Raw genomic sequence first — 20,155 nt, forward strand, 5'->3', positions numbered from 1 at the left:
ATGACAAATCCCCGCGCGCGCAGCCTGGCCGGCGCTATCGGGCCGATTGAGCGGCCAGCGGCTCGGCGCGCCGCGCATAGCGCTGCGCCAGCACCGCGCAGACCATCAGCTGGATCTGGTGGAAGACCATCAGCGGCAGCAGCGCCGGCCCCACCGCGGCGCCGGCGAACAGCACCTGGGCCATCGGCGCGCCGGTGGCCAGGCTCTTCTTCGAGCCGCAGAAGACGATGACGATGCGGTCCTCCAGGGAGAAACCCAGGCGCCGGCCGAGCCAGGCGGTGCTGCCCAGTACCAGGGCCAGCAGCAGGCAGCAGATCACCCCGAGCAGCAGCAGCGCCTCGACCGGCACCGTGTGCCAGAGCCCCTCGACCACCGCGGCGCTGAACGCGGTGTAGACCACCAGCAGGATCGACCCCTGGTCGACCAGGCGCAGGGTGCGGCCGTGGCGCTCCACCCAGGCGCCGAGCCAGGGGCGCAGCAGGTGGCCGGCGAGGAACGGCAGCAGCAGCTGCACGACGATCTGCCCGACCGCGCCGAGGCTGTCGGTCTCGGCGCCGCGCGCCTCCAAGAGCACGCCGACCAGCAGCGGGGTGAGGAAGATGCCGAGGATGCTGGAGGCCGAGGCGCTGCACACCGCGGCGGCGACGTTGCCGCGCGCCAGCGCGGTGAAGGCGATGGCCGACTGCACGGTGCCGGGCAGCGCGCACAGGTAGAGGATGCCCAGGTACAGTTCGGGGCCGACCCAGGGCGCCAGCCACGGGCGCAGGGCCAGGCCGAGCAGCGGGAACAGCGCGAAGGTGCAGGCGAACACCAGCAGGTGCAGGCGCCAGTGGCCGGCGCCGGCGAGGATCGCCTGGCGCGACAGCCGCGCGCCGTGGAGGAAGAACAGCAGCCCCACCGCCAGACGGGTGAGCTGCTCGAAGACCAGCGCGGCGGTCCCGCTGCAGGGCAGCAGGCTGGCCACGGCGATCACCGCCAGCAGGGCCAGGGTGAAGTTGTCGAACAGGATGCGCAGGTGGCGGAGCATGGCGGCGATCTCTTCTTGCCGGAACGGGAGGGCGACGGTAGCGTGACCGGCGATTGCCGACTAACGCGAAAAGGCCCAGCCATGTCGCCCAACGGACACCTGGACGCCCCGCCCCGCGAGCTGCGCGCCCTGCGCCGGCTGCCGCGCCCGCTCTACGGCCGCGCCGAGGCGCTGCCCAACCGGCTGCTCGGCTACCGCCACAGCCACCCCTGGGTACAACTCTCCTACGCCACCCGCGGGGTGCTCGACGTGCACACCGCCGGCGGGCGCTTCGTCGCCCCGCCGCAGCGCGCGGTGTGGATTCCCCCCGGCGTCGCGCACCGGGTGCGCGCCACGCCGGACGCGCGGATCAACAGCCTGTACATCGACCCGGCGGCGCTGGCCGGCGGCGGCGAGTGCCGGGTGCTGGCGATCAGCCCGCTGCTGCGCGAGCTGATCCGCGCCTTCGCCGCGCTGCCGGTGACCTACGCCGAGGACGGCGCCGACGGCCGCCTGGTGCGGGTGCTGCTCGACCAGCTGGCCGCCGCGCCGAGCGAGGCGCTGATGCTGCCGCTGCCCGGCGACCCGCGCCTGCGCCGGCTGTGCGCCGCGCTGCAGCGCCAGCCCGACGACGCCCGCGCCCTGGCCGCCTGGGGCCAGCGCCTGGGCGCGGCGGAAAAGACCCTCAGCCGCCTGTTCCGCCGCGAGACCGGGCTGACCTTCCGTGCCTGGCGCCAGCGCCTGCGGCTGTTCCACGCCCTGCCGCTGCTGGAGCGCGGCGAGCGGGTCACCGACGTGGCGCTGGCCTGCGGCTACGACTCCACCTCGGCGTTCATCGCCGCCTTCCGCGCCCAGTTCGGCGCCACCCCCGGCGCCTTCGCGGGCTCGCCAGAAGCGCCGCGGACGTGCTAACTAACCGCGCCCATTCAACAACAAGGAATCCAGCATGACCCTCCGCACCTTCCAGGGACGCGCCCCGCAGCTCGGCGCGCGGGTGTTCGTCGACCCCAGCGCCGTGGTGATCGGCGACGTGACCCTCGGCGACGACAGCTCGGTCTGGCCGCTGACGGTGATCCGCGGCGACATGCACGGCGTGGCGATCCGCATCGGCGCGCGCACCAGCATCCAGGACGGCAGCATGCTGCACCTCACCCACGCCGGCCCCTTCAACCCGGACGGCTACGCCCTGAGCATCGGCGACGAGGTGATCGTCGGCCACAAGGTGGTGCTGCACGGCTGCAGCATCGGCAACCGCGTGCTGGTCGGCATGGGCGCCATCGTGATGGACGGCGCGGTGGTCGAGGACGAGGTGGTGATCGGCGCCGGCAGCCTGGTACCGCCGGGCAAGCGGCTGGAAAGCGGCTATCTGTACGTCGGCAGCCCGGTCCGGCAGGCGCGCCCGCTGAACGACAAGGAACGCGCGTTCTTCGCCTACAGCGCCGGCAGCTACGTGAAGCTCAAGGACCAGCATCTGATCGAGGGCGGCAGCCAGGGCTGATGCCCGGGGAGCCGCTGCCGTCCCGAGCGTGCCCAGGCTCCCGCGTGGGCGTTCCTGTCCGCTCGCTTCCGTGGCCAGGGGTGGGAAACTGCCGCAGGCAGTTCCCACCGTCGAGCCGTACCTCAGCCGCGTCTCAGCGATTGACGTCCACCACCACCCGCCCGCGCACCTTGCCGGCGAGCAGTTCGCCGGCGGTGGGGATGACCTCCTCTAGGCCGATGGTGCGGGTGATCGGCGCCAGCAGGCGCTTGTCCAGGTCGCGGGCCAGGCGGCTCCAGGCCTCCAGGCGGTCGGCGCGCGGGCGCATCACGCTGTCGATGCCGGCCAGGGTCACGCCGCGCAGGATGAACGGCGCCACCGTGGCCGGGAAGTCCATGCCTTGGGCCAGGCCGCAGGCGGCCACGCAGCCGCCGTAGCGGGTGCTGGCGCAGACGTTGGCCAGGGTGTGGCTGCCCAGCGAATCGATAGCGCCGGCCCAGCGCTCGCGGCCCAGCGGGCGGCCCGGCGCGGACAGGCTGGCGCGCTCGACGATCTCCGCCGCGCCGAGGCTCTTCAGGTACTCGGCTTCCTCGGGGCGGCCGGTGGAGGCCGCCACGCGGTAACCCAGTTTCGCCAGCAGGGCGATGGCCACGCTGCCGACGCCGCCGTTGGCGCCGGTGACCAGCACCTCGCCCCGCTCCGGGGTGACGCCATGGCGCTCCAGGGCCAGCACCGCGAGCATCGCGGTGTAGCCGGCGGTGCCCAGCGCCATCGCCTCGGCGGCGCTGAAGCCGGCCGGCAGCGGGATCAGCCAGTCGCCGTTGAGCCGCGCCTGCTCGGCCAGGCCGCCCCAGTGGCCTTCGCCGACGCCCCAGCCGTTGAGCAGCACCGCGTCGCCGGCCTTGAAGTCGGGGTGGCGGCTCTCCTCCACCACGCCGGCCAGGTCGATACCCGGCACCATGGGAAACTGGCGCACCACCGGCCCCTTGCCGGTGATCGCCAGGGCGTCCTTGTAGTTCAGCGTGCTGTGGCTGACGCGCACCCGCACGTCGCCTGCGGGCAGTTGCGCCTCGTCGAGCGCCTGCAGGCTGGCACGGTAGCCGGTGTCGTCCTTGTCGATCAGGATGGCGCGGAACATGGATCACCTCTCTGGTTATTAGACCGGTCGTCTATAAATGGGCGATAAAAACTCAGCGCGGCAGCAGGGCGAGGAAGCCGCGGATGAAGGTCTCAAGCGGCGCGTCGTTCTGCACCAGCCGGGCGCGCAGCACGGCGCCCTCCCAGCCGATCCAGAAGAACGCCGCCAGCTCGTCGCAGTCCACCGTCGCCGCCAGGCTGCCGTCGTGCTGGGCGGCACGCAGGCAGGCGGCCAGGCGCGCCTGCCAGTCGCGCAGCACGGCTTCCAGCTGCTCGCGGAACCCTTCCGGCAATTGGGTCACTTCCTGGCCGAGGTTGCCGACCAGGCAGCCGCGCCGCCAGGCATGGCGCGCCATGCCGGCGCGGGCGTCGGCGACGAAGGCCTCCAGACGCGCCAGCGGCGGGCGCGAGGCGTCGAGCAGGCAGCGATCCAGCTTGGCCGCGAAGTAGCCGGCGTAGCGCTCCAGCACGGCGCGGCCGAAGGCCTCCTTGCTGGCGAAGTAGTGGTAGAAGGAGCCCTTGGGCACGCCGACCTCGCGCAGCACGGTGTCGATGCCGGTGCTGAGGAAGCCCTGCTCGGTGAGCAGGCGCATGCCGCAGTGCAGCAGGGCATCCTGGGTTTCGCGGTTGTCGCGGGCGATCTTCGGCGGGCGGCCGCGACGCGGCTGGGGGGCTGGCTGGGTCATGGGCCGATTATTAGACCGCCCGTCTCGAAAAATCAACCGGCCGGTTTGGCGGCGAACTTCTCCGGGCGCAGCACCTCCACCTCGGCCAGGTAGCAGATCATCGCGAAGTGGGCGTAGTAGCGCGCCTGCAGGTGCTGGGCGATGCGCTCGGCTAGCTCGCGCTCGCAGAGGACCTCGGCGCGGATGTTGCCGGCGGTGTCCCAGTCGGCGCGGCGCAGGCCGTGGGAGCCACGGCCGCGCACGTCGGAGAGGGTCCAGCCGGGGGCGCCGAGCTGTTCCAGGTCGGCGACCAGCTTGTGCTCCAGCGCCGCTTCGCAGATCACGGTGAGCAGGGTGGTATGGGCCATGTCAGAGTCCCCAGGCGATCAGTTGCTCGGCCAGCGCCAGGTACAGCGGTATGCCGATCAGGATGTTGAACGGGAAGGTGATGCCCAGCGAGGCGGTCAGAGACAGCGACGGGTTGGCCTCCGGCAGGGCCAGGCGCATCGCCGCCGGCACGGCGATGTAGGAGGCCGAGGCGGCCAGGGTGGCGAGCATCGCCGTGCCGCCCAGCGACAGGCCCATCAGCCGCGCCAGCAGGGCGCCGACCAGCGCGCCGAGCAGCGGCATGCACAGGGCGAAGGCGGCCAGGCGCACGCCGTACTGGCGCAGCGAGCCGAGCTGGCCGGAGGCGATCAGGCCCATCTCCAGCAGGAAGAACGCCAGCACCGGCTTGAACATGCCGGTGTACAGCGGCTCCAGCGGCTTGATCGCCTCCTTGCCGGCCAGCGCGCCGATCACCAGGCCGCCGAGCAGCAGCATGATGCTCTTGCCGAGGAAGATCTCGCGGCCCAGCTCCTTCCAGTGGGTGTCGCGGGAGATGCCCTTGGCCAGCAGGATGCCGACCAGGATCGCCGGGATTTCCAGGATCGCCACGAACAGCGGCATGTAGCTCTCGAAGAAGATCTGCCGCGAGGCCAGGTAGGCGACCACCACGGCGAAGGTGCCGGCGCTCACCGAGCCGTAGTGCGCGGCGACGCTGGCGGCGTTGATGCGGTCGAAGCGCAGCGCGCGCAGCAGGGCGAAGGCCAGCAGCGGCAGGACGATGCCCAGCCCCAGCACCAGCGCCGACTGGCCGAGCAGCGCCGGGCTGGCCTGCTCGGCCAGCTCGACGCCGCCGTGCAGGCCGATGGCCAGCAGCAGGACGATCGACAGGGTTTCGTAGAGCGCCGGCGGCAGCTTCAGTTCGCTCTTCAGCAGGCCCGCGGTCAGGCCGAAGACGAAGAACAGTACGACGGGATCGAGACTCATCGGCCCTCCTCGCGGGCGGTCGGTCGGTTGCTCTTTTTACAGTCCGGACGAAAAAAAGGGGAGCCATTCGGCTCCCCTGCAGGGCTTAACCCTCAATCTCGATGAGTACTTCACCGGGATTGACCCTGTCGCCCTTGACCACGTGAATCGCCTTGACGGTGCCGGCGATCGGCGCCTGCACCTCGGTTTCCATCTTCATCGCCTCGGTGATCAGCACCGACTGGCCGGCCTTGACCGCATCGCCTTCCTTGACCAGCACGTCGACGATGTTGCCCGGCATGGCGGTGCAGACGTCGCCCGGCGCGCTGCTCTGCTTGCGCTGGCCGCCGGCGCCGCCGACGAAGGCGTTGAGCGGCTCGAACACCACCTCTTCGGGCATGCCGTCGATGGCCAGGTAGAAGTGGCGCTTGCCGTCGTTCTTCACGCTGACCCCGGTGATGTCGACGCGGTAGCTCTCGCCGTGGACGTCGACCACGAACTCGGTGGGCACGCCTTCCTGGGCCGGCCGCGCAGCGGCGTCGGGCTGCGGCAGCAGCACTTCCGGCTTGAGGGTGCCGGCGGCGCGCTCTTCGAGGAACTTGCGCCCGATGTCGGGGAACATGGCGAAGGTCAGCACGTCCTCCTCGGACTTGGCCAGGCTGCCGATTTCCTCGCGCAGGCGGGCCATTTCCGGCGCCAGCAGGTCGGCCGGACGCACGTCGATGACGTCCTCGCTGCCGATGGCCTGGAAGCGCAGCGGCTCGTTGACCTGGCCCGGCGCGCGGCCGTAGCGGCCCTGCAGGTACAGCTTGACCTCGTTGGTGATGGTCTTGTAGCGCGCGCCGGCCAGCACGTTGAACACCGCCTGGGTGCCGACGATCTGCGAGGTCGGGGTGACCAGCGGCGGGTAGCCGAGGTCGGCGCGCACCCGCGGGATCTCCTCGAACACCTCGTTGATGCGGTGCAGGGCGCCCTGCTCCTTCAGCTGGTTGGCCAGGTTGGACATCATGCCGCCCGGCACCTGATTGACCTGCACGCGGGTGTCGACGCCGGTGAATTCGCTCTCGAACTGGTGGTACTTCTTGCGGATGCCGTAGAAGTACAGGCCGATCTCCTGCAGCAGCGCCAGGTCCAGGCCGGTGTCGTAGGGGGTGCCACGCAGCGCGGCGACCATCGACTCGGTGCCCGGATGGCTGGTGCCCCAGGCGAAGCTGGAGATCGCCGTGTCGATGTGCCCGGCGCCGGCCTCGATGGCCTTGAGCTGGCACATGGCGCCCAGGCCCGCGGTGTCGTGGGAATGGATGAAGATCGGCAGGTCGACCGCGGCCTTCAGCGCCTGCACCAGCTCGGCGCTGGCGTAGGGAGTGAGCAGGCCGGCCATGTCCTTGATGGCGATGGAGTCGACGCCCTTCTCCTGCATGCGCTGGGCCAGCTCGACGAAGGACGCGGTGTCGTGCACCGGGCTGACGGTGTAGCAGATGGTGCCCTGGGCGTGCTTGCCGGCGGCCTTGACCGCCTCGATGGCGGTGCGCAGGTTACGCACGTCGTTCATCGCATCGAAGATGCGGAACACGTCGATGCCGTTGACCGCGGCCTTGGCGACGAAGGCCTTGACCACGTCGTCGCTGTAGTGGCGGTAGCCGAGCAGGTTCTGCCCGCGCAGCAGCATCTGCAGGCGGGTGTTGGGCAGCGCCGCCTTGAGCTGGCGCAGGCGCTCCCACGGGTCTTCCTTGAGGAAGCGCACGCAGGCGTCGAAGGTGGCGCCGCCCCAGACTTCCAGCGACCAGTAGCCGACCCGGTCCAGTTTCTCGCAGATCGGCAGCATGTCTTCCAGGCGCATGCGGGTGGCGATCAGCGACTGGTGGGCGTCGCGCAGGATGGTGTCGGTGACGTGGATCTTGTTAGTCATGGCTCAATTCCTCACAGGCCCGCGTGGGCGGCGATGGCGGCGGCGATGGCCAGGGCCAGCTCTTCGGGCTTGCGCTTGACCGAGTAGTTGATCAGTTCCGGGTGGCTCTCGACGAAGCTGGTGTTGAACACGCCGCTGCGGAACTCCGGATTGCGGAGGATTTCCTGGTAGTAGGGCGCGGTGGTCTTCACCCCCTGCAGGCGCATGTCGTCCAGCGCGCGCAGGCCGCGGTCCAGCGCCTCCTCCCAGGTCAGTGCCCAGACGATCAGCTTCAGGCACATCGAGTCGTAGTAGGGCGGGATGGTGTAGCCGGTGTAGATCGCCGTGTCGGTGCGCACGCCGGGGCCGCCGGGCGCGTAGTAGCGGGTGACCTTGCCGAAGCTGGGCAGGAAGTTGTTCTTCGGGTCTTCGGCGTTGATGCGGAACTGGATCGCGTAGCCGCGGTGCAGGATGTCCTCCTGCTTGACCGACAGCGGCAGGCCCGAAGCGATGCGGATCTGCTCGCGGACGATGTCCAGGCCGGTGATTTCCTCGGTGATGGTGTGCTCCACCTGCACCCGGGTGTTCATCTCCATGAAGTACACCTCGCCCTCGGCGAGCAGGAACTCCACAGTGCCGGCGTTCTCGTAGCCGACCGCCTTGGCCGCCTTGACCGCCAGCTCGCCGATGTAGGCGCGCTGCTCGGGGGTCAGCTGCGGGCTGGGGGCGATCTCGATCAGCTTCTGGTTGCGGCGCTGGATCGAACAGTCGCGCTCGAACAGGTGCACGGTGTTGCCGAAGCTGTCGGCCAGCACCTGGGCCTCGATGTGCTTGGGATTGACGATGCACTTTTCGAGGAACACCTCGGCGCTGCCGAAGGCCTTGGTGGCCTCGGAGATCACCCGCGGGTAGGCCTGCTCCAGCTCGTCGCGGCTGTTGCAGCGGCGGATGCCGCGGCCGCCGCCGCCGGAGGTGGCCTTGAGCATCACCGGATAGCCGATGCGCTCGGCTTCGCGCAGCGCCTCGTCGAGGTCGGCGACGTTGCCTTCGGTGCCGGGGGTGCAGGGCACGCCGGCGGCGATCATCGAGCGGCGCGCCTCGGTCTTGTCGCCCATGCGGCGGATCACTTCCGCGCTCGGGCCGATGAACTTGATCCCGCGTTCGACGCAGATCTCCGCCAGCTCGGCGTTCTCGGAGAGGAAGCCGTAGCCCGGGTGCAGGGCGTCGCAGCCGGTTTCCACCGCCAGGTTGACCAGCTTGCGCGGGTTCAGGTAGCCGGCCAGCGGCTCGTCGCCGAGGTTGTAGGCCTCGTCGGCGCGCTTGACGTGCAGCGCATGGCGGTCGGCTTCGGAGTACACGGCCACCGAGCGGATGCCCATCTCGGCGCAGGCCCGCACGATACGCACGGCAATTTCGCCACGGTTGGCGATGAGGATTTTTCTTATCACGGGGTATCCCTCGGCAAGGGCTGACTGACCGGCCGGTCAGGCCGCAGGTTTTTTACCCTAGCGTCCGGGGGATGATTAAGAAAAATGAATAATTATTGGGAAAGGCATAAGCATTGGCTAATATGACCGCCGAACCCCGGTCGAAACGGTAACGGCGAGCCAGCGCCGATGCATTCTCGATCCTGACTTTTGGCCTAAGATGCCGGACGATCAGCGATCATGACTGCACGCAGGCGCACGCCCGGCATGCCGTCTGCCGGGCCCGAGAAACCCGGAGAAACCCGATGCGCAAATCCCTGATGCGCCTGACCCTGCGCCAGCTGCAGGTGTTCCGCGCGGTCTGCGCGACCCGCTCCTACAGCCGCGCCGCCGAGGAAATGGCACTCACCCAGCCGGCGGTCAGCCTGCAGATCCGCCAGCTCGAAGAGCTGGTCGGCCAGCCGCTGTTCGAGTACGTCGGCAAGAAGCTCTACCTGACCCCGGCGGCGGACGCCCTGCAGCGCGCCGGCGCGGACATCTTCGACCGCCTGGAAAGCCTCGACATGCAGCTGGCCGACCTGCAGGGCAGCCTGCAGGGCCAGCTCACCCTGACCGTGGAGTCCAGCGCCCAGTACCTGGTCTCCGAACTGTTCGCTGCCTTCCGCCTGCTGCACCCGGAAGTCAGCCTGCAGCTCAGCGTGGTCAACCACGCCCAGGCGCTGCGCCGGCTGAGCGTCAGCCGCGACGACCTCTGGCTGCTGTCCCAGGTGCCGACCAACCTGGCCCTGGAGTTTCTGCCGTTCATGGAGAACCACATCGTCGCGGTGGCCCGCAGCGACCACCCGCTGTGCCGGGAAACCCGGCTGAGCCTGCAGGACCTCACCGCCTGGCCGCTGCTGGTGCGCGAGCCGGGCTCGGGCACCCGCCAGGCCTGCGAAACCTTCTGCCACGACAAGCGCGCCCACTTCGCCACCACCCTGCAACTGGGCTCGCTGGAAGCGCAGCGCCAGGGCGTGCTGGCGGGGCTGGGCCTGGCCCTGCTGCCGCGCCACACGGTGAGTCTGGAACTGAGCTGCGGCCGCCTGCGCGAGCTGCCGGTGGCCGAGCTGCCGCTGCGCCACAGCTGGTGCGTGGTGCATCCGCGCGACCGCTACCTGAGCCCGGTGGCGCTGGCCTTCCTCGACTTCATCCGCGGCCAGCGCCCGCAGCTCAACGCCCTCAACCAGCGCCTCTGAGCCGGCCTCAGTGCGCGGCGGCACGGGCGCTGGCGCGCAGCGTGCGCAGGTAGTCGATGGCGATCAGTTCCGGGTAGTCGTCGATCTGCCGGTTCAGGCGACGCTCCTCGTTGTAGTGCTCGATGGCCCGGCGGAAGGCCATGCGGCGCTGGTCTTCCAGCTTGCGGCGGGTCTTGGCGTCCAGACGAGGGGTGGCGGCGAGTGCGCGATGGCCAGGCATGGTGTCTCTCCCATCCAGGGTTATCCGGGAGCTTGAGCATGCCGCAGCCGACGTGACGCCCTGGTGGCGTCGCGATGAACAGGCGGTGACAGCCGGCCTCAGCCCTCCTCGGCCGGCTTGATGGTCTTGGGCGACAGACGCAGGCTGCGCAGGCTGCGCTTGACGCTCTTCAGGTGGTTGACCAGGTCCGGACCGCGGGCCATGGCCACGCCCATCGCCAGCACGTCGATCACCACCAGGTGGGCGATGCGCGAGGTCAGCGGGGTGTAGATCTCGGTGTCTTCCTGCACGTCGATGGCCAGGTTGACGGTGGCCAGCTCGGCCAGCGGGGTCTGGCTGGGGCACAGGGTGATCAGCGTGGCGCCGCTCTCGCGCACCAGGTTGGCGGTGGTCAGGAGGTCCTTGGAGCGCCCGGACTGGGAGATGCAGATCGCCACGTCGCTGGGCTTCAAGGTCACCGCACTCATCGCCTGCATGTGCGGGTCGGAATAGGCGGCGGCGGTCAGCAGCAGGCGGAAGAACTTGTGCTGGGCGTCGGCAGCCACCGCGCCGGAGGCGCCGAAGCCGTAGAACTCCACGCGCTGGGCCTGGGCGATGGCGGCGATGGCGCGCTCCAGCGCAGCGATGTCGAGGTGCTCGCGCACCTCGATCAGGGTGTGCAGGGTGGTGTCGAAGATCTTCAGGCTGAAGTCGGCCAGCGAGTCTTCCTCGTGGATGGCGAACTGGCCGAAGCTGGCGCCGGCGGCCAGGCTCTGCGCCAGCTTGAGCTTGAGATCCTGGAAGCCGCTGCAGCCGATGGCGCGGCAGAAGCGCACGATGGTCGGCTCGCTGATGCCGACCTCGTGGGCGAGATCGGCCATCGAGCTGTGCATGACGGCGGCCGGGTCCTGCAGCACGTAGTCGGCGACCTTGAGTTCCGACTTTCGCAGCAGGGAGCGGGACTGGGCAATGTGTTGCAACAGATTCACGGGGCGGACTCGGTTATGATCGGCCAAAGCCGGAGGTAGTGACCTTGTAGTTATACTACAAGAGCTGCGCCAGCGCCCAGGCAAACCGTACCGGAGATACCCCGTGCAGCCCTCTTCCCTTCCCTGCGACATGCTGGTGTTCGGCGCCACCGGCGACCTCGCCCTGCACAAGCTGCTGCCGGCGCTCTATCACCTGCATCGGGAACAGCGGCTGCCGAGCGACCTGCGCATCCTCGGCCTGGCGCGCACGCCCATCGGCCTGAGCGCCTTCCAGGCCCTGGCCGAGCGCCACTGCCGGGCGCAGATCGCCCGCCACGACTTCGACGCCGAGACCTGGCAGCGCTTCGCCGCGCGCCTCGACTACTTCGCCATGGACGCCACCCAGAGCGCCGAATTCGGCCGGCTGGCGCGCCACCTCGGCGAGCGCTGCGGGCGCGGGCGCATCCACTACCTGGCCACCGCCCCGCAACTGTTCGCGCCCATCGCCGCGCACCTGGCCACCGCCCGCCTGGCCGGCCCCGACACGCGCATCGTGCTGGAGAAACCGATCGGCCACTCGCTGGAATCGGCGCTGGCGATCAGCGAAGCGATCGGCAAGGTGTTCGACGAATCCCAGGTGTTCCGCATCGACCACTACCTGGGCAAGGAAACCGTGCAGAACCTGATGGCCCTGCGCTTCGCCAACGCCCTGTTCGAGCCGGTGTGGCGCGCCGGGCACATCGACCACGTGCAGATCAGCGTGCTGGAAACCCTCGGCGTGGAGAACCGCGGTGCCTACTACGACCACGCCGGGGCGATGCGCGACATGCTGCAGAACCACCTGCTGCAGCTGCTCTGCCTGGTGGCCATGGAGGCGCCGGTGCGCTTCGACGCCGAGTCGGTGCGCAACGAGAAGGTCAAGATCCTCCAGGCGCTCAAGCCGCTGTCCGGCCTCGACGTGCGCGACAAGACCGTGCGCGGCCAGTACAGCAGCGGCCGGATCGGCGGCCAGGAAGTGCCGGCCTACTACTTCGAGAAGAACGTCGACAACGACAGCGACACCGAAACCTTCGTCGCCGTGCAGGCGGAAATCGACAACTGGCGCTGGGCCGGCGTGCCCTTCTACCTGCGCACCGGCAAGCGCCTGCGCCGCAAGTGCTCGGAAATCGTCATCCAGTTCAAGCCGGTGCCCCACAGCCTGTTCCCCGGCGCGCCGGAACAGGCCAACCGCCTGCTGATCCGCCTGCAGCCGGAGGAGCGCATCAGCCTGCAACTGATGGCCAAGAGCCCCGGCAAGGGCATGCTGCTGGAGCCGGTGGAACTGGACCTCAACCTGGCCACCGCCTTCTCCCGCCAGCGCCGCTGGGACGCCTACGAGCGCCTGCTGCTCGACGTCATCGAGGGCGACCCGACCCTGTTCATGCGCAAGGACGAGGTGGAAGCCGCCTGGCGCTGGGTCAACCCGATCCTCGACGGCTGGCACGAGTACTACCAGAAGCCCCGTCCCTACGCCGCCGGCAGCAACGGCCCGGAACAGGCCCACAGCCTACTGGAGCTGCAGGGCCGGCGCTGGATGGACTGAAGCGCCCACCCCGCCAGCCCGCAGCGCCGGCCCGAGCACCATCGCCTGAAACAGCATTCACGCGGCGCCGAAGGCGCCGCCCCCCTCCCCCTCGCCCGGAGCCTGCCGATGCGCCCCAACTTCTGGAAACTCTCCCAAGGGCCGCAGTACTTCTCGTACGCGGAAATCATCGAATCCATCGCCCACGGGCTGGTCTACCTGCACAAGGACACCGGCGCCAAGGGCACCTCGGCCACCTCGCAGGCGGAAGACTTCATCGCGGCGCCGACCGGCGACTACTTCTACCTGACCCACGGCAACCAGGGCATGTACCTGATCGGCCAGTTCTGCGGCCCCGCCAATCTGTTCTCCAAGTACGGCGACGGCTGGCTGGAACGCCCGTACAAGTTCATCGTCCCGGCCGTCACCGCGCAGCGCTACGAAGGCCCGCACAAGTGGTGGGCGCCGTCCGACCACTCGACCTTCACCCGCGTCGCCCCCGGCGACCTCGCGCTGTTCGAGCGCACGATCCTCAAGCCGCACTTCGACCTCGACCTGGCGCGCTTCGGGATCGACGTGCAGGGATAAAAGGTGGCGCCCGCACGGCAGACGGCCGGCGGCGACGCCTCCCGAACGGCCACCCGCCGCGCCACGACGGGCCGGACAGCCCGCGCGCTCACTCCCCGTGCAGCGTCACCACCAGCGTGCGCGCCCCGCCGCGGTTGCGGTGCTCGCACAGATAGATGCCCTGCCAGGTGCCGATGTTCAGCCGCCCGTCGCTGACCGGCAGGCTCAGGCTGCTGCCCAGCAGGCTGCTCTTGATATGCGCCGGCAGGTCGTCGCTGCCTTCCAGGGTGTGCCGGTAGTACGGCTCGTCCTCGCGCACCGTGCGGTTGAACCAGCTCTCGAAGTCGCCGCGCACCGTCGGGTCGGCGTTCTCGTTGAGGGTCAGCGAGGCGGAGGTGTGCTGGATGAACACATGCATCAGCCCGACGCGCATCTCGCGCAGCGCCGGGCAATGGCCGAGGATCTCGTCGGTGACCAGATGAAAGCCGCGACGGCGGGGTTGGAGCTGGAAGCGGTACTGGTGCCACATGGTCCGGCGCCCTGCGGGAATGGGGAAGGGAGCGGGATTATTGGCGGCGGTTGAGGGCAGGTCAAAAGCCTCGCCCCTGTGCATAACTTTTATCCACAATCGCCGATGACTCCCACGCTCCGCCGCGGAAGCCTGCCCTTGGATGCGCCGCATCCAGCCGCAGGAGCGGCGCAACGGGCGCAGTACCCGCTATCGAATCGCCGGGGCGGACTAGCCGGGATGGAACGCAGGGTGGACAAGGCTATGCCGCTGTCCACCCTACTTGCCGATGGCTGCCACGCGCTCGCGCTCGTAGAGCGTCTGTCCCACGCGGTGGATATGTTCCAGCAGCGCGGGGTTGTCGATATGCGCCAGCAGCGACAGGTCGATCTTCCACGGCAGCAACAGGTCGTCCAGCGCCAGCTCGATATCCAGCAGGTCACGGTGCTGCAGGCTCTCGCCCTGCAGGGTGAGGTCGATATCCGAACCGGGGCGCTCGCGGCCAAGGGCGCGGGAGCCGTAGAGGATGGCCGCCGTAACGCCGGGATGAGCGGCTAGCACCTCGCGAATCGCCTGCAGGGCGTCTGCCGGCAGACCGTAATCCGGGGTCATGCCTGCGGCTCCTCGCGGGCGCCCAGCACCTGCTCCAGCGCCCGCAGCAGCGGGTGGTGCTGCTGCTGGATATTGCGCAGGATCGCCTCGGCGGTTTCCTCGTTGTAGGTGTGCGAGGTGCGGTTGCGGTCGGCGAGCATCTGCATCCAGCCGGTGCCGTCGGCAACCAGCCCGCGGCTGAAGCCTTCACGGATGGCATCCCGCGAGCCGACCAGACCCTCGATCCCCTGCCAGACCAGAAAGTCCTTCAGCGTGTTCCAGCCCAGCTCGTAGCAGTACTCGAAGCCCTGGATCACCCCCTGCTTTTCCAGCTTCGACAGCGGGCGCTCGGCCATCAGGGCCATGGCCTCGTCCAGCTGCGCCAGTACCCGGCGAAAGTTATACAGGCGCTGCTGCCAGCGAATGGCCGGTGCGCTCATGGTGCTCTCCGCAAGGTCTGTTCTGGGGCGGGAGTGTAGCAAGGAGCGCGTACTGCCTCCGTAGGGCGGGATGGAACGCAGGGTGGACAACTCGCGCAGCGATTGTCCGCCGCTGGCGGGGCGGATCGGTTGTCCGCCCTGCTGGCTGGCCAGTGAGCCGAATAGGCGCCACAATCGGCTCACAGAATGAGCCGAATAGGTCCGTCATTCGGCTCATCGCGACGCGAAAAAAGGAGCGATCATGGAACCCCCGCGCTGGATCTGGCAGCACCCCGAGTGGCCGCAGTTGCATTGGCAGGCCGAGCGCCTGGCGCCGCTGCTGCGCGACTGCACCCAGGCCCAGGGCCGCCTGCTGGGCATGGCCGGCGTAGCCGGCGGCGAGTTCGCCGCCCAGGGCGAGCTGGACACCCTGCTGCAGAACATCGTCACCTCCTCGGCCATCGAGGGCGAGACGCTCAACGTCGGCTCGGTGCGCTCCTCACTGGCCCGGCGCCTGGGACTGGAGGCGGACGGCAGCGAGCGCACCAGCCCGCGCAGCGAAGGGCTGGCCGAACTGATGCTGGACGCCACCCGGCATTTCGACCAGCCGCTGAGCTTGGAGCGTCTGCTGCACTGGCACCGCCTGCTGTTCCCCGAGCAGGAACACGATCTGCTGCCCCGGCGCATCCGCGTCGGCGCGCTGCGCGGCGACGAGCCGATGCAGGTGGTCTCCGGGCGCATCGACCGGCCCACCGTGCACTTCGAGGCGCCACCGCGCGACGGCCTGGAGCAGCAACTCGGCGCCTTCCTCGACTGGTTCGAGGCCAGCCGTCGCGACACCGCCCTCGACCCGCTGCTGCGCGCCGGCATCGCCCACTTCTGGTTCGTCACCCTGCACCCCTTCGACGACGGCAACGGCAGGCTGACCCGCGCCATCACCGACCTGGCGCTGGCCCAGGCCGAACGGCAGGCGCTGCGCTTCTACGCCATGTCGGCGAGCATCCTCGACGACCGTCGCGGCTACTACCGCATTCTGGAGAGCAGCCAGAAAGCTACCCCGGATATCACTGACTGGCTCGAATGGTTCCTGCACACCCTGCTGCGCAGCCTGCAACAGGCGCTGGCGCGCATCGAGCGGGTGCTGGCCAAGGCGCGCTTCTGGCAACGGCACCGCCAGCAGGCGTTGTCCGCCGAGCAGATCAAGGTGCTCAACCGCCTGCTCGACGGCGGCGAGCGCGGCTTCGAGGACGGCATCAGCGCCGCCCAGTACCAGGCCGTCGCCAAGGTCTCCAAGGCCACCGCCACCCGGCACCTTGCCGACCTGCTGGAAAAGGGTTGTCTGGTGCGCCTGCCGGGCGGCGGGCGCAGCACCCGCTATCGGATCGCTTGGGCGGATTAGTCGGGATGAAGCGTAGGGTGTCCCGAGGCTGGTCAGAGGGGCGATCAGGAGCGCATCGCCATGTGGGCATGCTCAAGAAAATCAAATAATATACAGATGATATTTTTACAGCAGCAACGTAAATGGATTTTAAATGTCTATAGATGTTATTTCGCACATGGCTGAGCATAAAAATAAGGCAAGTGTAGACAGAGAGGCAGAGCTGCGGGTTGAGCTGTTTTTTTTGTCTCTGAAAAAGGCTTTGAACCGGGTTTATGGAAACCTCGGAGAATTGATTGAAGATGGTCTACTAAGGGCCACGAAATACAACATTGCTCTTTCGGTTATATGCTCTGCAATATTCAGTTATATTGCCCTTAGCGATGACATTAAGGCGCTGGTTCGGCGTGAGACCATCCCATTTCCCGTTAGGGATTTTGTTATTGGCTATGTCGGCGTAGAACATATAACCTTCTGGGTTGCTATTACAGGCTTTCTTATTGCTGCTTGGCTTTTTTGCTCAAGCGCAATTAGTGATATTATTCTAAAGCGGCAAAACAGGCGGTTACGCGCTGAAAATTTTGACCTGAAGAGCAAGAATTCAGGGATGTCAATAGACTGCCACGAATTGTTTAGCAAGTATATTTACTCGATTTTTAGAAAGTATGGCTATGGTAGTTCGGAGAGAATAAGCCTGTATGTGCTCGACTTGGAGCATTTCAGGTGTATTGGAAGGCACTCCAGTGATGAGAAGTATAGGGAGCTGCCTAAGAAAATGTATCCAAAGGAGGTTGGGTTTATAGGGGCAGCATGGAGAAAAGGAGATTTTTCAATTTCCGAGCTTCCTGATCCAAGTCTTCGGTTGTCCGAGTGGTTTGACTCAAATGAAGCCAACACTAATATATCGCGTGAGGCTTTACAGCAAATTGGAATGAAAAGCCGAGCTTTTCATTGCGTTCGCATACAAAATAGTAAAAGCACACCTGTAGCCATCATTGTTTTCGAGTCAACCAACAAAAAGCTTCCGAATGAGAAAACCGTGAATAAAGACTTCGGCAAGTATGAGGCCAGGATGATCGCTAATCTTTTGGATGCACTTAAGCCGCACATGGTTAACCTCGAGCTGGCTAAGCGGGAGGGATTCTAAATGACTGATAAGCTGCTTGATATAGTTAAGTATATCTTGCTAAATTATCCTTACCCTGATGACATGTCGGCATCTAGGATTACAAAGATGGTTTATTTGGCTGACTGGAAAGAGGCTATAAGTCATGGAAGGCAGATCACCAATATAAAGTGGTTTTTTAATCATCACGGGCCTTACAATGACGACATACTTCAAGCGGCTGCCAGAGATAAAGATATAAAGGTTACAGTCAAGAGCAATGCTTATGGCGGAAAGAAGACTCACATAGAAATTCTCGATAGAAGTCAAGAGGTGGAATTGAGCGAAGGCTCTTCGCAGACAATTGACTTTGTCATTGAGGCGACAAAGAAGAAGAGTTACACGGAATTTATAAAGCTTGTTTACTCAACCTATCCTGTCATATCTAGCGAAAAGTATCGTAGCCTAGATTTAGTTCGTAAAGCAGAAGAGTATAACGGCCTATCTTAGTGGTGGCTAATGACTGCCAAGCAGAACTAATCCGAATATGATTATGGCGGCTCCCATGCACACGTGAACTTTGGGTTTTTCTGAACCACGGAAAAGGCCGCTGCCCTAACGGACAGCGGCCTTTCTTATCCACTGCGAGAGCAGCATTTCACAGGCGAGCGCCGCGCACCCCCTCCGCCAACTCCCGGCAAAGCCCCAGCACATCCCCAACCGCCTGCTCTTTCGACGAAGCCTTGGCAATCCTGTCGATCAACGCCGAGCCGACCACCGCGCCATCAGCGCGCTTGGCCACTTCCGCAGCATGTTCCGGGGTGCGGATACCGAAGCCGATGCACAGCGGCAGGTCGGTGTGGCGGCGCAGGCGGGTCACCGCCTCTTCCACCTGATCCATGGTCGCAGCGCCGGCGCCGGTGACGCCGGCCACCGAGACGTAGTAGACGAATCCAGAGCTGCCGTTGAGCACGGTCGGCAGGCGGGCGTCGTCGGTGGTCGGGGTGGTCAGGCGGATGAAGTCGATACCGGCGGCCTGGGCCGGGTCGCACAGTTCGTCGTTATGTTCCGGCGGCAGGTCGACGACGATCAGGCCGTCGACGCCGGCTTCCTTGGCATCCTTGACGAAGCGTTCCACGCCGTAGATGTAGATGGGGTTGTAGTAGCCCATCAGCACCAGCGGGGTGTCCTGCTCGGTGGCGCGGAATTCGCGGACCATCTGCAGGGTCTTGTCCATGTTCTGGCCGTTGCCGAGGGCGCGGATGTTGGCCAGCTGGATCGCCGGGCCGTCGGCCATCGGGTCGGTGAACGGCATGCCCAGCTCGATCACGTCGGCGCCGGCACCCGGCAGGCCCTTGAGGATTTCCAGCGAGGTGGCGTAGTCCGGATCGCCCGCGGTGACGAAGGTGACCAGGGCGGCGCGGTTCTGTTCTTTCAGTGCGGCAAAGCGGCGGTGCAGACGGCTCATGCGTTGTTCTCCACGGTGTCCTGCAGGTGGTGCATCACGGTCTGCATGTCCTTGTCGCCACGGCCGGACAGGTTGATGACCATCAGGTGATCCTTGGGCAGCTTGGGTGCGCGCTTGAAGGCTTCGGCCAGGGCGTGGGACGACTCCAGCGCCGGGATGATGCCTTCCAGGCGGCAGCAGGTGTGGAAGGCGGCCAGCGCTTCGTGGTCGGTGATCGGCACGTATTCGACGCGGCCGACCTCGTGCAGCCAGGCGTGTTCGGGGCCGACGCCGGGGTAGTCGAGGCCGGCGGACACCGAGTGGGCGTCGGTGATCTGGCCGTCGGCGTCCTGCAGCAGGAAGGTGCGGTTGCCGTGCAGCACGCCGGGGGTGCCGCCGGCCATGCTGGAGGCGTGCTTGCCGGTGTCGATGCCGTGGCCGGCGGCTTCGACGCCGACGATGGCCACGCTCGGCTCGTCGAGGAATTCGTGGAACAGGCCGATGGCGTTGGAGCCGCCGCCGATGCAGGCGACCAGCGAGTCGGGCAGGCGGCCTTCCTTCTCCAGCATCTGCGCGCGGGTTTCGCGGCCGATCACCGCCTGGAAGTCGCGGACCATCGCCGGGTAGGGGTGGGGGCCGGCGGCGGTACCGATCAGGTAGAAGGTGTCGTGGACGTTGGTCACCCAGTCGCGCAGCGCCTCGTTCATGGCGTCCTTGAGGGTGCCGGTGCCGGCGGTGACCGGGACGACCTTGGCGCCGAGCAGCTTCATGCGGAAGACGTTGGCCTGCTGGCGGTCGATGTCGGTGGTGCCCATGTACACCACGCATTCCATGCCGAAGCGCGCGGCCACGGTGGCGCTGGCCACGCCGTGCATGCCGGCGCCGGTCTCGGCGATGATGCGCTTCTTGCCCATGCGCTTGGCCAGCAGGATCTGGCCGATGCAGTTGTTGATCTTGTGCGCGCCGGTGTGGTTCAGCTCCTCGCGCTTGAAGTAGATCTTCGCGCCGCCGAAGTGCTCGGTGAGGCGTTCGGCGAAGTACAGCGGGCTGGGGCGGCCGATGTAGTCGCGCTGGAAGTAGGCCAGCTCGTCGAGGAACGCCGGATCGTTCTTGGCGGCCTCATATTCGGCGGCCAGTTCGTTGATCAGCGGCATCAGGGTTTCGGCGACGAACTGGCCGCCGAAGCGGCCGAACAGGCCGCGCGCATCGGGGCCGTGGGAGTAGGTCTGGGTCATGGAATCTCCGGCGTGGGCAGAGGCGGAGCCGACAGGGGCGTCCGGCGATGGT

The 20,155-nt window shown here is 67.0% G+C and carries 22 protein-coding genes; 8 read left to right on the forward strand and 14 right to left on the reverse strand.

Annotated elements, in window-relative coordinates:
• Positions 1–34: 34 nt before the first annotated feature.
• Positions 35–1,027: a bile acid:sodium symporter family protein gene (locus tag BLU22_RS05000; RefSeq protein WP_090212606.1), complete on the reverse strand. Its 993-nt coding sequence runs from the start codon at positions 1,025–1,027 to the stop codon at positions 35–37.
• 81 nt (positions 1,028–1,108) lie between these two features.
• On the opposite strand from BLU22_RS05000, the gene BLU22_RS05005 reads away from it, so the two are divergent.
• Both BLU22_RS05005 and BLU22_RS05010 read left to right on the forward strand, forming a co-directional pair.
• Complete coding sequence (locus tag BLU22_RS05005) at positions 1,109–1,918, forward strand: AraC family transcriptional regulator (RefSeq protein WP_090212608.1); 810 nt, start codon at positions 1,109–1,111, stop codon at positions 1,916–1,918.
• A 34-nt stretch (positions 1,919–1,952) separates the two neighbouring features.
• A complete protein-coding gene (locus BLU22_RS05010; protein WP_090212610.1) occupies positions 1,953–2,504 on the forward strand; it encodes a gamma carbonic anhydrase family protein in 552 nt (183 codons plus the stop codon).
• A 133-nt stretch (positions 2,505–2,637) separates the two neighbouring features.
• Here the strand turns inward: BLU22_RS05010 and acuI are convergent, their stop codons facing one another.
• The 6 genes from acuI to BLU22_RS05040 form a co-directional block, all read right to left on the reverse strand.
• On the reverse strand, positions 2,638–3,621 hold the full coding sequence (gene acuI, locus BLU22_RS05015) for an acrylyl-CoA reductase (NADPH) (protein ID WP_090212611.1): 984 nt from the start codon (positions 3,619–3,621) through the stop codon (positions 2,638–2,640).
• Between the two features lie 52 nt (positions 3,622–3,673).
• Positions 3,674–4,306 (reverse strand): acrylate utilization transcriptional regulator AcuR, encoded by a 633-nt coding sequence (gene acuR, locus BLU22_RS05020; protein WP_090212613.1) that lies wholly within the window; start codon positions 4,304–4,306, stop codon positions 3,674–3,676.
• Positions 4,307–4,338: 32 nt separating this feature from the next.
• On the reverse strand, positions 4,339–4,653 hold the full coding sequence (locus BLU22_RS05025) for a P-II family nitrogen regulator (protein WP_090212614.1): 315 nt from the start codon (positions 4,651–4,653) through the stop codon (positions 4,339–4,341).
• A 1-nt stretch (position 4,654) separates the two neighbouring features.
• Complete coding sequence (locus BLU22_RS05030; RefSeq protein WP_090212616.1) at positions 4,655–5,596, reverse strand: sodium-dependent bicarbonate transport family permease; 942 nt, start codon at positions 5,594–5,596, stop codon at positions 4,655–4,657.
• An 85-nt stretch (positions 5,597–5,681) separates the two neighbouring features.
• Complete coding sequence (gene oadA, locus BLU22_RS05035) at positions 5,682–7,484, reverse strand: sodium-extruding oxaloacetate decarboxylase subunit alpha (RefSeq protein WP_090212618.1); 1,803 nt, start codon at positions 7,482–7,484, stop codon at positions 5,682–5,684.
• Positions 7,485–7,495: 11 nt separating this feature from the next.
• Positions 7,496–8,911 (reverse strand): acetyl-CoA carboxylase biotin carboxylase subunit, encoded by a 1,416-nt coding sequence (locus BLU22_RS05040; RefSeq protein WP_090212620.1) that lies wholly within the window; start codon positions 8,909–8,911, stop codon positions 7,496–7,498.
• Between the two features lie 284 nt (positions 8,912–9,195).
• Here BLU22_RS05040 and BLU22_RS05045 point away from each other — a divergent pair, with 284 nt between their 5' ends.
• Positions 9,196–10,125: a LysR family transcriptional regulator gene (locus tag BLU22_RS05045; RefSeq protein WP_173867167.1), complete on the forward strand. Its 930-nt coding sequence runs from the start codon at positions 9,196–9,198 to the stop codon at positions 10,123–10,125.
• Positions 10,126–10,132: 7 nt separating this feature from the next.
• Here BLU22_RS05045 and BLU22_RS05050 read toward each other — a convergent pair whose 3' ends face one another.
• Together BLU22_RS05050 and hexR are read right to left on the reverse strand one after the other, a co-directional pair.
• A complete protein-coding gene (locus tag BLU22_RS05050; protein WP_090212621.1) occupies positions 10,133–10,345 on the reverse strand; it encodes a PA3496 family putative envelope integrity protein in 213 nt (70 codons plus the stop codon).
• A 98-nt stretch (positions 10,346–10,443) separates the two neighbouring features.
• Entirely contained in the window at positions 10,444–11,313 is an 870-nt protein-coding gene (gene hexR / locus BLU22_RS05055; protein ID WP_090212623.1) for a transcriptional regulator HexR, read from the reverse strand.
• A 130-nt stretch (positions 11,314–11,443) separates the two neighbouring features.
• On the opposite strand from hexR, the gene zwf reads away from it, so the two are divergent.
• Complete coding sequence (gene zwf, locus BLU22_RS05060; protein ID WP_231975296.1) at positions 11,444–12,874, forward strand: glucose-6-phosphate dehydrogenase; 1,431 nt, start codon at positions 11,444–11,446, stop codon at positions 12,872–12,874.
• 108 nt (positions 12,875–12,982) lie between these two features.
• A complete protein-coding gene (locus tag BLU22_RS05065; protein ID WP_090212626.1) occupies positions 12,983–13,441 on the forward strand; it encodes a hypothetical protein in 459 nt (152 codons plus the stop codon).
• Between the two features lie 88 nt (positions 13,442–13,529).
• On the opposite strand, the gene BLU22_RS05070 is transcribed toward BLU22_RS05065, so the two are convergent.
• From BLU22_RS05070 to BLU22_RS05080, 3 genes are all read right to left on the reverse strand, one after another.
• Positions 13,530–13,949 (reverse strand): secondary thiamine-phosphate synthase enzyme YjbQ, encoded by a 420-nt coding sequence (locus tag BLU22_RS05070; protein WP_090212628.1) that lies wholly within the window; start codon positions 13,947–13,949, stop codon positions 13,530–13,532.
• 258 nt (positions 13,950–14,207) lie between these two features.
• Positions 14,208–14,540 carry a nucleotidyltransferase domain-containing protein gene (locus tag BLU22_RS05075; protein ID WP_090212629.1) on the reverse strand — a complete coding sequence of 111 codons (333 nt, stop codon included), beginning with the start codon at positions 14,538–14,540 and terminating at the stop codon, positions 14,208–14,210.
• On the reverse strand, positions 14,537–14,959 hold the full coding sequence (locus BLU22_RS05080) for a nucleotidyltransferase substrate binding protein (protein WP_090212631.1): 423 nt from the start codon (positions 14,957–14,959) through the stop codon (positions 14,537–14,539). The genes BLU22_RS05075 and BLU22_RS05080 overlap by 4 nt, the downstream gene beginning before the upstream one ends.
• A gap of 241 nt (positions 14,960–15,200) precedes the next feature.
• Between BLU22_RS05080 and BLU22_RS05085 the strand changes: the two genes are divergently transcribed.
• From BLU22_RS05085 to BLU22_RS05090, 3 genes are all read left to right on the forward strand, one after another.
• Complete coding sequence (locus BLU22_RS05085; RefSeq protein ID WP_090212633.1) at positions 15,201–16,337, forward strand: Fic family protein; 1,137 nt, start codon at positions 15,201–15,203, stop codon at positions 16,335–16,337.
• 133 nt (positions 16,338–16,470) lie between these two features.
• Positions 16,471–17,463, forward strand: coding sequence for a hypothetical protein (locus BLU22_RS14940; protein ID WP_157718972.1), 993 nt, complete (start codon positions 16,471–16,473; stop codon positions 17,461–17,463).
• On the forward strand, positions 17,464–17,931 hold the full coding sequence (locus BLU22_RS05090; protein ID WP_090212634.1) for a Panacea domain-containing protein: 468 nt from the start codon (positions 17,464–17,466) through the stop codon (positions 17,929–17,931).
• 148 nt (positions 17,932–18,079) lie between these two features.
• Here the strand turns inward: BLU22_RS05090 and trpA are convergent, their stop codons facing one another.
• The gene (trpA, locus tag BLU22_RS05095; protein WP_090212636.1) at positions 18,080–18,889 is read right to left on the reverse strand and encodes a tryptophan synthase subunit alpha; all 810 of its coding nucleotides are present in this window, start codon (positions 18,887–18,889) and stop codon (positions 18,080–18,082) included.
• On the reverse strand, positions 18,886–20,103 hold the full coding sequence (gene trpB / locus BLU22_RS05100) for a tryptophan synthase subunit beta (protein WP_090212638.1): 1,218 nt from the start codon (positions 20,101–20,103) through the stop codon (positions 18,886–18,888). The genes trpA and trpB overlap by 4 nt, the downstream gene beginning before the upstream one ends.
• Between the last annotated feature and the right edge of the window lie 52 nt (positions 20,104–20,155).

It is taken from the genome of Pseudomonas guangdongensis (genome assembly GCF_900105885.1).
GTDB lineage: Bacteria > Pseudomonadota > Gammaproteobacteria > Pseudomonadales > Pseudomonadaceae > Geopseudomonas > Geopseudomonas guangdongensis.